We start from the raw sequence: 10,576 nt of genomic DNA on the forward strand, positions 1-10,576 counted from the left end.
GGTCGGCCGCTACTCTGCGGCCATCGCGATATCTGCCGGCAGCACAACCCGGAACGCCGCTCCGCCCTGCCCTTTCAGATAGGAGATCTCGCCCCCCAGACGGGTGACGATCTGGCGGCAGATCGCCAGCCCGAGCCCCGCCCCGCCGGCCTTCTGGTCGCTGACCCGGCTGAACTTTTCGAAGATCACGTCCTGCGCCTCGAGCGAGATCCCGGTGCCGTTGTCGACGAAGTCGATCACCAGCCGGTCGCTGCTATGGACCCGGACCTCGAGCGCGGGGCGCGCGGCGTCGCAGTATTTCCGGGCGTTGGCCACGAGGTTGATGAACACCTGGCTGAGCCGGTCGAGATCGGTGTTGAGCCGGACCTGCTCGGCCGCCGGATCGCGGATGATGCGCAGGCGCGCGCCATGCTCGTCCGCAGCCGCGGCGGCCACCGCCCGGTCGAGCACGTCCGAGAGCAACCCCTCGCGCAGGTTCAGGTTCACCTGCCCGTTCTCGAGCACCGACAGATCGAGCAGGTCGTCGAGCAGACGGGTCAGCCGGATCGCCTCGTCATGGATGATCGAGGAATATTTGTGCTGATCCTCGGGGGCCAGCCCGGTGGTGTCCCGCAGGATCTCGGAGAACGCCCGGATCGAGGTCATCGGCGTGCGCAGTTCGTGGCTGATCTGGCTGAGAAAGGCATCTTTCTGCACCGAGAGCCGGGTCAGCTTGGCGTTGGCCTCGCGCAGCTGCGCAGCGGTGCGCGCCAGCTCCTGCGACTGCGCCTCGAGCCGGGCGGAATATTCCATCAGCTGCGCCGTCTCGTCGGCCACCGCCATCAGGTCCTCGACCGAGACCGACATCCCGCCGACGATCTGACCGACCATCGCGTGCGCCGTGGCCGCCCCCACCGAGCCCGCCAGCTCGCGCTCCAGCGTCTCGAGGAAGCTGGGGGTCGGCGCCGGCAGGGTATCGGTCATGCCCTGTCGCCGCGCCTCGCGCTCGAACAACCGCTGCGCATCGCGCGCGCCAAGGATGCGCTGCGCCATGATCATCAGGTCCTCGGCCTGCGCCACCCGACCGGTCCAGCTGCGCGGCGCGGCGGAATGCTCGAAGACGTTGACGAACTGCGCGCCCTGCAGGCGCTCGAGCGGACCTGGGAAGCTTCCCAGCGAGGCCAGCACGAAGCCGCCGGTATTGAGCGCCAGCGACCAGAACACCGCGTGCAGCAGCGGATCGATGGCATCGATCCCGAAAAGCGCGTGGGGGCGCAGCCAGCCGATGCCGAACGGCCCCGCCGTCACCCAGGCCTCCGGCAGGAACACGCCCGCGCCGAAGCTCGGCAGGAACAGCGTGTAGCCCCAGCAGCCGAAGCCCAGCGTCAGCCCCACGAGCGCGCCCAGCCGGGAGGCGCCGCGCCAGAAGATCCCGCCCAGCATCGCCGGCAGGATCTGCGCCAGTCCCGCAAAGCTCACCAGGCCGATCGAGGCCAGCGCCGCGCCGCCGCCTGACAGGCGGTAGTAGAGATAACCCAGCATCACCACGCCGATGATCGACAACCGCCGCGCCAGCAGCACCACGCCCCGCACGTCACCCGAGACCTTGGCGCCGCCGCCGGCGTAGCGCAGCCAGAGCGGCATCACCACGTGGTTCGAGACCATGGTCGAGAGCGCGATGGCGGCGACGATGACCATCGAGGTGGCCGAACTGAAGCCACCAAGGAAGGACAGCACCGCCAGCCCGTCGCGGCCCTGGCTGAGCGGCACTGTGAGCACGAAGAGGTCGGGGTTGGAGCCCTCTGGCAGCATCTCGAGCCCGATCACCGCGATCGGCACCACGAAGAGGCTCATCAGCCCGAGATAGAGCGGGAAGGCCCAGCTTGCGGTGCGCAGGTGGGTCTCGTTCTCGTTCTCGACCACCAGCACCTGGAAGATCCGCGGCAGGCAGAGGAAGGCCGCCGCAGAAAGCATCATCAGCCCGACCCAGCGCCCGCCGTCGATCTGCCATTGTCCGAGGCTGGAGGCATCGATCTTGGCCAGCGCCTCCGAGACTCCGCCCGACAGCCCCCAGACCACGAACACCCCCACCGCCAGAAGCGCCGCGAGCTTGACCACCGCCTCGACGGCGATGGCCATGACCACGCCATTGTGGCGCTCGTTGGCGTCGAGATTGCGGGTGCCGAAGATCACCGTGAAAAGCGCGAGGCCGGCAGCGACCCAGAGCGCGGTGTGGCCCTGCTCCTCGCCAGTGGCGATGTCGCCGACGCCGAAGACCTCGAAGCTCAGCGTCACCGATTGCAGCTGCAGCGCGATATAGGGCGTGGTGCCGACCACCGCGAGGATCGTGACCCCGACCGCCAGCAGGTTCGACTTGCCGTAGCGCGACGAGATCAGGTCCGCCACCGAGGTGATGCGCTGCGAGCGCCCGATGCGCACCAGCTTGCGCAGGATCCACCACCAGCCGATCAGCACCAGCGAGGGCCCGAGATAGATCGTCAGGTACTCGAAGCCCGAGCGCACCGCCGAGCCGACCGCGCCGTAAAAGGTCCAGGCGGTGCAGTAGATCGACAGCGACAGCGTGTAGACGATGGGCGAGCGCAGCCAGCGCGCCTGCCCGCGCATCGCCGCGCGCTCGGCGGCGAAGGCGATGGCGAAGAGAAAGAGCGCATAGGCGCTGCAGACGAAGACCAGCGTGTTGAGCATGGTCACGGCGCCCCCTCGCCCCGGGCCTCCACCTCGGCCGTGCCGTCACGGGCCTGCGCGGCGAGCTTGGCCGAGAGCACGGCGGCGCCCGCAACCAGCAGGATCCAGACGCCGAACAGGTAGAGGATCGCGCTCGACGAGCGCACCGCGACCGCGCCATCCTCGCGCCAGAGCAGCGGGATCACCCAGAGCAGCATGCCGATGAAGGGCAGCACCCGTGCCGCGTCGATCACTCGCCGCCGGCGGTAGGACTGCCGTTCAAGAAACACCGGAGGCTTGCCCCGGCGCGGCGGCCCGGCCTCGGTCATGAAGTCTCGGCCATCAATGCGCGGACCTGGTCGAGCATCTCGGCGTTGGAGAACGGCTTGGTCATGAACGCAGATACCCCGGCGCGCTCGGCCATCTCGCGGTCGCGGGTCTGGCCACGGGCGGTCAGCATCAGCACCGGCAGTTCGGCGGTGCCCGCCTCCTCGCGCAGTTCGCGCAGGATGTCATAGCCGCTCTTGCCGGGCAGCATCACGTCGAGGATCAGCAGATCCGGCGTGCTGGCACGCAGCTTGTCATTGGCGGTGGTGCCGTCGGAATGGGTCTCAACCGACAGCCCCTCGCGCGACAGGATGAAGCTGATCGCCTCGATGATATTCGGCTCATCCTCGATCAGCATCACTCGTTTCGACATGACGTCCCCTTCCCGACACCGGGCAGCCCGGCCCTCCCCGAGCCAAAACCGTCCTCCCCCTGTAAAAAACTTATCGCGAATGTGGCGGCGGGTGTCAAAAGATCAAAAGCCCTGCGCCAGCCCATCGCCCAGCAGAGACGGCTCGCGCCGCGCGGGACAGGCAGCGCGCGGGCAGATGCGGCAGGTGATGCCCACGTCCTCGGGGGTCTCGGAACTGCGCGGGCCGGCGGGCGCGATCATCATATGCGCCTCGAAGACCGGCTCGCGGTTGACCTGCGGCGGACCCGAGGGCTGGGCGAAGGCCATGGCGGTGACCGCGCCGCTCTGGCGACCGGCCGATTGCAGCACCCGGCTCAGCACCGACATCGGCCGGCTGAGCGCGGCAAAGAGCGGCCACAGCGGGCAATCGGCGCCGAAGCGCGGGATCGGGAAATCCGGCAGCGGCTTGCGGAAGGTGAACACCCCCGAGGCGTCGCAGATCGCCAGCCCGACGCTGCCGCAAGGCGCATCCGCCGGCAGCGTGGCGAGACGGCGCATGGCGCGGGCCGGATCGGTCCCGAAGCGCCGCGCCAGTGCCAGCGGGTCTGTGCCGGTCACCACCACCGCTTCCAGCACCTTGTCGAGCGGCATCAGTGCCGCATCCTCGGAATAGCGCCGGAAGGCGCGGCGCAGCAGCGCCCGCGCGATCGGCGAGAGCTCGTGCCCCAGATCTTCGGCCACCGCGTCGGCCCCCTCGCCCGCATCGAGCGGCGCGATGTGGTACTGCGCCGCCTCGAACAGCGCGTCGACCTCCTCCTGCGGGGTGCCGCTCTCGGCCGCCGCCTTGCCCTCGGCCTCGAGATAGGAGGCGAGGCTGCGGCTGCTCTCGGCCAGCCGGGCGCTGTCCTCATAGATGTTGCGGTGGAAGCGGCGCTGCCAGTCGGGGTCGATCTCGCCCGGCTCGGCGAGGATCGAGGCGGTGGAGCGGATCGAGGTCACCGTCGACAGCATCTCGTGCAGCGCATCGGCGAGATGCGGGTCATGGGCCAGCCGGTCGGTCAGCGCCTCGACGCTACGCTCCAGCGTGTCGATCCGCGCCCGGCTCTCGGCCAGCAGGCGCGCCCAGCCCGGGAAGCGGCCGGCAAACTCGTCGAGCCGGTCGAGCTCGGCCCCGGCATCGGCCTCGCGCAGCGCCGCTTCGCGCAGCGCCCCGATCAGAGTGGCCTCGGCGCCTTCGGTCAGGACCGAGGGCTCCACCCCGAGGATCTCGGCCAGATCGAGCAGCAATTTTCCGCCGATTCTGCGCCTGTTGTGTTCGATCAGATTGAGATAGGAGGCCGAAATATCGACGCGCCGGGCCAGCTCGGCCTGTTTCATTCCGAGAATAATCCGCCTTTCGCGGATTCGGGAGCCGGTCAGCGTATCGCGCGCCATGGGGCCTTTCCCTGTCCTTTCAACGCGTTTCTGCGCTGCAATATCAATTCATTTACAGAAGACTGTAGTATACTGTTCAGTCGTTGACAAAAAAATTGTTCTCAACAAGGCAGTTGTTGATCGGTTTACCTATACCGAGAAATACTGAATTTGCACTCAGGGGTGCACGCGCCGAGGGGAAGAGGAGCCCGTCCGCGCACTTTTACAAAATGGGAGGATTTTCATGTCCAAGACGACTCTGACTCGCCGTGGCGTGCTGAGAACGGGTGCCGTGGCCGGCGCCGGTGTCGCGCTGCCGACGATCTTTACCGCCTCGTCGGCCCGGGCCTTCACCAACGAGCCCACCGGCGGCTCGGTGACGCTGGGCTTCAACGTCCCGCAGACCGGCCCCTATGCCGACGAGGGCGCCGACGAACTGCGCGCCTACGAGCTCGCGGTCGAGCACCTCAATGGCGGCGGCGACGGCGGCATGATGCAGACCTTCTCGTCCAAGGCGCTGGAAGGCTCGGGCATCCTTGGCAAGAAGGTCGAGTACGTCACCGGCGACACCCAGACCAAATCGGATGCGGCGCGCGCCTCGGCCAAGTCGATGATCGAGAAGGACGGCGCCATCATGATCACCGGCGGCTCGTCCTCCGGTGTGGCCGTGGCCGTGCAGGGTCTCTGCCAGGAGGCCGGCGTGATCTTCATGGCCGGCCTCACCCACTCCAACGACACCACCGGCAAGGACAAGAAGGCCAACGGTTTCCGCCACTTCTTCAACGCCTACATGTCGGGCGCGGCGCTCGCGCCGGTGCTGGCCAAGGCCTATGGCGAAGACCGCAAGGCCTATCACCTGACCGCCGACTACACCTGGGGCTGGACCCAGGAAGAGTCGATCAAGGCGGCCACCGAGGCGCTCGGCTGGGAGACCGTCGAGGCGGTGAAGACCCCGCTCGCGCAGACCGACTTCTCGTCCTACATCGCGCCGGTTCTGAACTCGGGCGCCGACGTGCTGGTGCTCAACCACTACGGCGGCAACATGGTGAACTCGCTCACCAACGCCGTGCAGTTCGGTCTTCGCGAGAAGCAGGCCAACGGCAAGAACTTCGAGATCGTCGTGCCGCTGTTCTCGCGCCTGATGGCCCGAGGTGCCGGCGAGAACATCAAGGGCATCCTTGGCTCGACCAACTGGCACTGGTCGCTGCAGGACGAGGGCACCAAGGCCTTCGTGAAGTCCTTCGGCACCAAGTACGGCTTCCCGCCCTCGCAGGCGGCACACACCTGCTACGTGCAGACCCTGCTCTATGCAGATGCCGTGCAGCGTGCGGGATCGTTCGATCCCTGCGCCGTGGCCGAGGCCCTCGAGGGCTACGAGTTCGACGGTCTGGGCAACGGTCCGACCCTCTACCGCGCCGAGGATCACCAGTGTTTCAAGGACGTGCTCGTGGTGCGCGGCAAGGAGAACCCGACCTCGGAGTTCGACCTGCTCGAGGTGGTCGAGATCACCCCGCGCGGCCAGGTGGAATACGCGCCCGATCACCCGATGTTCGCGGGTGGTGCGCTCGGCTCCTGCAACCCGGGCGTCTGATCCAAAACCCAGAATACGTCGGCTGATCGCGTTGTCAGCGGCGTATCCCCAGCGTTCCCGGCTTTCCGCCGGGAGCGCACACTCATTCTTTGACCTCGAAGGCCACGGATCATGGACGCAATCATCCTTCAAATCCTGAACGGGCTCGACAAGGGATCGGCCTATGCGCTGATCGCCCTTGGTCTGACGCTCATCTTCGGCACGCTCGGTGTGGTGAACTTCGCCCACGGCGCGCTGTTCATGATCGGCGCCTTCTGCGCCGTCACCCTCAACCGGCTGCTCACCCTGTCGCACCAGGTCGTCGACGAGACCCGCACCGACTTTCTCGGCAACCCGCTCAAGGTCGACGTGCCCTACATGCAGGACATCTTCGGCGAGGCCACGGGGGCCGCAATCATCGACTGGTCGGTGCCGCTGGCGATCCTGTTCTCGATCCCGATCATGATCGGCTTCGGCGTGATCATGGAACGCGGCCTGATCAAGCATTTCTACAAGCGCCCGCATGCGGACCAGATCCTCGTGACCTTCGGACTGGCGATCGTGCTGCAAGAGATCATCAAGCAGATCTTCGGCGCCAACCCGATCCCGACCCCGGCCCCGGACGTGTTCCGCGGCTCGTTCGATTTCGGCACCATGCTGGGCTTCGATCCCAACGTGATCATCTACCCCTACTGGCGCCTGGTCTATTTCGGCTTTGCCGCGATCATCATCGGCGCGGTCTTCGCCTTCCTGCAGTTCACCACCTTCGGCATGGTGGTCCGCGCCGGCATGGCCGACCGCGAGACCGTGGGCCTACTGGGCATCAACATCGACCGCCGCTTCACCATCATGTTCGGCCTCGCCGCCGCCGTCGCGGGCCTTGCCGGGGTGATGTACGCGCCGATCAACTCGCCCAACTACCATATGGGCATGGATTTTCTGGTGCTGAGTTTCGTGGTTGTGGTCGTCGGCGGCATGGGCTCGCTTCCGGGCGCCGTGCTCGCCGGCTTCCTTCTCGGCATCCTCGAGAGCTTCGCCTCGATGAACCAGATCAAGTCCATTCTTCCCGGCATCGACCAGATCATCATCTACCTCGTCGCCATCATCATTCTGCTGACCCGTCCGAGGGGCCTGATGGGCCGCAAGGGCGTGATGGAGGACTGACCCATGTTCGGACTCGGCAAAAGAGACCTCACCCTGTTTCTCATCGTTGCGGTGATGGCGCTGTTCGCGCCCTTCATCCTCAACCCCTTCCCCACCGACAGCGGCATGGCGCAGTTCAACGCGGGCTATCCCGACCTGATGCAGCGCTTCGTGATCTTCGGCATCCTCGCGATCGGCTTCAACATCCTGTTCGGCCTGACCGGATATCTCAGCTTCGGTCACGCCGCCTTCCTCGGCGTGGGCTCCTACGCCGCGGTGTGGATGTTCAAGCTGCTGAGCATGAACGTCATCCCGGCGATCCTGCTGTCGATGATCGTGTCGGGCCTGTTCGCGGTGGTGATCGGCTATGTCTCGCTGCGCCGCTCGGGAATCTACTTCTCGATCCTGACGCTGGCCTTCGCGCAGATGAGCTACAACCTCGCCTACTCGGTGCTCACCCCGATCACCAATGGCGAGACCGGCCTGCAGATCACCCTCGACGATCCGCGCATCCTCGGCGTCTCGGCCACCGCCGATGGCGGCATCCCGGTGACCAACCTCTTCGGGCTCGAGATGCGCAGCTTCGAGACCCTCAACATCGGACCCTGGGCGTTCCAGTTCTCGGCGGGCTACTACGTCGCCGCGGTGATCATGCTGATCTCGTTCTACATCGCGATCCGCATCTTCCGCTCGCCCTTCGGGATGATGCTGCGCGCCATCAAGTCGAACCAGAACCGGCTTTACTACACCGGCCTCAACGCGCGGCCCTATACCCTCGCGGCCTTCGTTATCTCGGGCATGTATGCCGGGCTCGCCGGTGGCCTGCTGGCCTGCATGGACCCGCTGGCCGGCGCCGAGCGCATGCAGTGGACGGCCTCCGGCGAGGTCGTGCTGATGACCATCCTCGGCGGTGCCGGCACCCTGATCGGGCCGGTGCTGGGCGCGGGATTCATCAAGTATTTCGAGAACATCTTCTCGAAGATCAACGACCAGGTCGTGCATGGCTGGGTCTCGTTCCTGCCCGACGGGCTCGAGGATCTGGTGGTCGCCCTCATCCACCCCTTCGTGGGCAAGGGCTGGCACCTCACGCTGGGCCTGATGTTCATGCTGATCGTGATCTTCCTGCCCGGTGGCCTCGTCGAAGGCGGACAGCGCATCTCGCGCCGCCTGCGTCGCAAACCGGCCGAGGACGACGCCAAGTCGGCCAGCACCGAACCCGCTGAATAAGGAGAGCGAGAATGGGCATTCTTGAAGTCAAGGACGTCAACAAGCGCTTCGGCGGGCTGAAGGCGCTGTCCGAGGTCAACCTCTCGGTGGTCGAGAACACCGTGCACGCCATCATCGGGCCGAACGGAGCCGGCAAGTCCACGCTGCTCAACTGCCTCGTCGGCAAGCTGATCCCCGACACCGGCTCGGTGATGTTCGACGGCCAGTCGGTGCTCGGGCGCAAGCCGTTCGAGATCAACCAGATGGGCATCAGCCGGGTGTTCCAGACGCCGGAGATCTTTGGCGACCTGACGGTGATGGAGAACATGATGATCCCGCTCTTCGCCAAGCGCGACGGGGTCTTCCGGCTGCACGCCATCGAGTCGGTCGAGAGCGAATCCGAGCTGCGCGGCCGCGCCGAGCAGATGCTCGAGGACGTCAACATGCTCGACAAGCGGCACATGCACTCGGCCTCGATGTCGCGCGGCGACAAGCGTCGGCTCGAGATGGCCATGTGCCTGGTGCAGGAGCCGCGGCTCTTGCTGCTCGACGAACCGACGGCGGGCATGGCACGGGCCGACACCAACAATACCATCGACCTGCTCAAGCAGATCAAGGCGAGCCGCGACATCACCATGTGCATCATCGAGCACGATATGCACGTCGTCTTCAGCCTTGCCGACCGGATCACCGTTCTGGCGCAGGGCACGCCCCTCGTCGAGGACGTGCCGGAGAAGATCAAGGGCCACCCCAAGGTGCAGGAAGCCTACCTGGGCGAGCATGCGTAAGGAGACCAGGGAATGAACGTCAGACCGGATTTTTCCAAGCACGGCAACAAGGCGGAAACCGCCCCGGCCTTCCTCTCCGTATGGGACATGCACTCCTATTACGGCGAGAGCTACATCGTGCAGGGCATCAACTTCAACGTCCACGAGGGCGAGATTCTCGCTCTTCTGGGCCGAAACGGTGCCGGCAAGACCACGACGCTGCGCTCCATCGCGCGGATGGACAGCCCGCAGGTGAACCACGGCGAGATCTGGCTCGACCACCAGCCGCTGCACAAGATGGCCTCCTACGAAGCGGCGGCGGCGGGGCTGGGCCTGGTGCCCGAGGATCGCTGCATCATCCCGGGCCTCACGGTCGAGGAGAACCTGCAACTGGCGCAGATCGCGCCGCCCATCGGCTGGTCGCTCGACCGTCTCTACGATCTGTTCCCCCGCCTCGGCGAGCGCCGCAAGCAGGAGGGGGTGACGCTGTCGGGCGGCGAGCAGCAGATGCTGTCAATCGCCCGGGCGCTGGCGCGCGACATCAAGGTTCTGCTGCTCGACGAGCCCTACGAAGGTCTCGCCCCGGTGATCGTCGACGAGATCGAGAAGACCCTGCGCCACGTCAAGGAACAAGGCATGACCACGATCCTGGTGGAACAGAACGCGGTGCGCGCGCTGCAGCTCGCCGACCGGGCGATCATCCTCGACACAGGCTCGATCGTGTTCGACGGCACCGCGGCAGAGGTGCTCGAAAACGAGAGCCTGCGCGCCGAGTATCTCGCCATCTGAGGCGTGATTCCAAGGACTTGCGCGCGGCGGCCCCGGGTCGCCGCGCCGTTACCGCTTTGCGGTCAGGGTAACAAGTGCAAAATTTCAGCGCAGGTTGCCGAAACATTCCACCAAATGCCTATTGCCATCCCTCCCGTGGCGCGGTTCCCTTGCGCATCGCATTCCGAGGAGGAGGAGAGCCAAGATGTCCGATACCTACCCGCCGTCATCCGATTTCGTCAGCAACGCACATGTGGACGCTGCCAAGTATGACGAGATGTATGCCCGCTCGATCAGCGACCCGGAGGGGTTCTGGGCCGACGAGGCACAGCGGCTCGACTGGATGGCCCGGCCGACCAGGATCAA

At 66.1% G+C, this 10,576-nt stretch carries 10 protein-coding genes; 6 read left to right on the forward strand and 4 right to left on the reverse strand.

Going from position 1 to position 10,576, the window contains the following annotated elements; translation table 11 throughout:
• Positions 1–9: 9 nt before the first annotated feature.
• The 4 genes from JF542_RS20765 to JF542_RS20780 form a co-directional block, all read right to left on the reverse strand.
• Positions 10–2,691 carry an ATP-binding protein gene (locus tag JF542_RS20765; RefSeq protein WP_207077252.1) on the reverse strand — a complete coding sequence of 894 codons (2,682 nt, stop codon included), beginning with the start codon at positions 2,689–2,691 and terminating at the stop codon, positions 10–12.
• The gene (locus JF542_RS20770; RefSeq protein ID WP_207077253.1) at positions 2,688–2,993 is read right to left on the reverse strand and encodes a hypothetical protein; all 306 of its coding nucleotides are present in this window, start codon (positions 2,991–2,993) and stop codon (positions 2,688–2,690) included. The genes JF542_RS20765 and JF542_RS20770 overlap by 4 nt, the downstream gene beginning before the upstream one ends.
• Entirely contained in the window at positions 2,990–3,364 is a 375-nt protein-coding gene (locus tag JF542_RS20775; protein ID WP_040544601.1) for a response regulator transcription factor, read from the reverse strand. The genes JF542_RS20770 and JF542_RS20775 overlap by 4 nt, the downstream gene beginning before the upstream one ends.
• Positions 3,365–3,466: 102 nt before the next feature.
• The gene (locus JF542_RS20780; RefSeq protein WP_207077254.1) at positions 3,467–4,777 is read right to left on the reverse strand and encodes a helix-turn-helix domain-containing protein; all 1,311 of its coding nucleotides are present in this window, start codon (positions 4,775–4,777) and stop codon (positions 3,467–3,469) included.
• Positions 4,778–5,000: 223 nt separating this feature from the next.
• Between JF542_RS20780 and JF542_RS20785 the strand changes: the two genes are divergently transcribed.
• From JF542_RS20785 to JF542_RS24610, 6 genes are all read left to right on the forward strand, one after another.
• Positions 5,001–6,347, forward strand: coding sequence for a substrate-binding protein (locus JF542_RS20785; RefSeq protein WP_007797793.1), 1,347 nt, complete (start codon positions 5,001–5,003; stop codon positions 6,345–6,347).
• A 111-nt stretch (positions 6,348–6,458) separates the two neighbouring features.
• Positions 6,459–7,490: a branched-chain amino acid ABC transporter permease gene (locus JF542_RS20790; RefSeq protein ID WP_207077255.1), complete on the forward strand. Its 1,032-nt coding sequence runs from the start codon at positions 6,459–6,461 to the stop codon at positions 7,488–7,490.
• 3 nt (positions 7,491–7,493) lie between these two features.
• Positions 7,494–8,696: a branched-chain amino acid ABC transporter permease gene (locus JF542_RS20795; protein WP_207077256.1), complete on the forward strand. Its 1,203-nt coding sequence runs from the start codon at positions 7,494–7,496 to the stop codon at positions 8,694–8,696.
• Positions 8,697–8,707: 11 nt separating this feature from the next.
• A complete protein-coding gene (locus tag JF542_RS20800; RefSeq protein ID WP_007797785.1) occupies positions 8,708–9,463 on the forward strand; it encodes an ABC transporter ATP-binding protein in 756 nt (251 codons plus the stop codon).
• Between the two features lie 12 nt (positions 9,464–9,475).
• Positions 9,476–10,231 (forward strand): ABC transporter ATP-binding protein, encoded by a 756-nt coding sequence (locus JF542_RS20805; protein WP_007797783.1) that lies wholly within the window; start codon positions 9,476–9,478, stop codon positions 10,229–10,231.
• A gap of 256 nt (positions 10,232–10,487) precedes the next feature.
• Positions 10,488–10,576 (forward strand): acetyl-coenzyme A synthetase N-terminal domain-containing protein (locus tag JF542_RS24610; protein ID WP_423734656.1); only part of this gene is annotated, 89 nt, incomplete at its 3' end.

The sequence above is a fragment of the Salipiger bermudensis genome, assembly GCF_017309175.1.
GTDB lineage: Bacteria > Pseudomonadota > Alphaproteobacteria > Rhodobacterales > Rhodobacteraceae > Salipiger > Salipiger bermudensis.

What these genes read in the sequence shown, in the direction of transcription:
- JF542_RS20775 (WP_040544601.1), bottom strand. Translation starts at nt 3,364, where the DNA reads ATGTCGAAACGAGTGATGCTGATCGAGGATGAGCCGAATATCATCGAG.
- JF542_RS20780 (WP_207077254.1), bottom strand. Translation starts at nt 4,777, where the DNA reads ATGGCGCGCGATACGCTGACCGGCTCCCGAATCCGCGAAAGGCGGATT.
- JF542_RS20805 (WP_007797783.1), top strand. Translation starts at nt 9,476, where the DNA reads ATGAACGTCAGACCGGATTTTTCCAAGCACGGCAACAAGGCGGAAACC.
- JF542_RS20770 (WP_207077253.1), bottom strand. Translation starts at nt 2,993, where the DNA reads ATGACCGAGGCCGGGCCGCCGCGCCGGGGCAAGCCTCCGGTGTTTCTT.
- JF542_RS20795 (WP_207077256.1), top strand. Translation starts at nt 7,494, where the DNA reads ATGTTCGGACTCGGCAAAAGAGACCTCACCCTGTTTCTCATCGTTGCG.
- JF542_RS20800 (WP_007797785.1), top strand. Translation starts at nt 8,708, where the DNA reads ATGGGCATTCTTGAAGTCAAGGACGTCAACAAGCGCTTCGGCGGGCTG.
- JF542_RS20790 (WP_207077255.1), top strand. Translation starts at nt 6,459, where the DNA reads ATGGACGCAATCATCCTTCAAATCCTGAACGGGCTCGACAAGGGATCG.
- JF542_RS20785 (WP_007797793.1), top strand. Translation starts at nt 5,001, where the DNA reads ATGTCCAAGACGACTCTGACTCGCCGTGGCGTGCTGAGAACGGGTGCC.